General features: G+C 50.3%; 1 pseudogene. It reads right to left on the reverse strand.

Annotation, left to right across the window (positions count from 1 at the left end):
- Positions 1 to 539 (reverse strand): annotated as a pseudogene (locus tag ACFIKJ_RS09725) (PBSX family phage terminase large subunit); the annotation flags it as partial.

A 539-nucleotide genomic window follows, 5' to 3' on the forward strand; every position in this document is an offset into this window, starting at 1 on the left:
TGACTGGACCAATCGTGCTCTGCTCCCAAGCCAATATTGCGCTTCTCATCCCATTTCTCGTGATACCAGTTCAGTGCTTTGCGCCCTGCTACGGTCGTCTCTTCATTGAACCAAACAGAAGGCAAAATACGTCGCACTGCCTCTATTCGCATTTTGACAGCACCAGCCCCTTGATTGGGAATGACCTGCGTTTCAAAACCCGCATCATTTAAAGCACTCTCAAAACTCACATTGTGCACACGGTCTCTGGTCGCCCCATCATGGGGAAGAACCATCAACGCCTTCTCATAACCGTTTTGACGCAACCAGCCTATATGCTCCGATAATGGTTGTCCTTGTGCTTCGTAATAATCAAGCACTCTGATCTCTCTGCCAACAAATTGCGCTATCCATATCGCTGTGGCATCTGCCTTGGCGCCCGTGCCCCCAATATCCCAAAAGGCGCGTATCTGCATTAAAGGATCACGAGCAACACGCCCTATCCGCCCCTCTTGCTCGGCTGCCAACATTTCCTTTTGATAATAAGCGCCTTGAACCGC

It is taken from the genome of Bartonella sp. PS7NMGDW (assembly GCF_042193585.1).
GTDB classification, from domain to species: domain Bacteria; phylum Pseudomonadota; class Alphaproteobacteria; order Rhizobiales; family Rhizobiaceae; genus Bartonella; species Bartonella grahamii.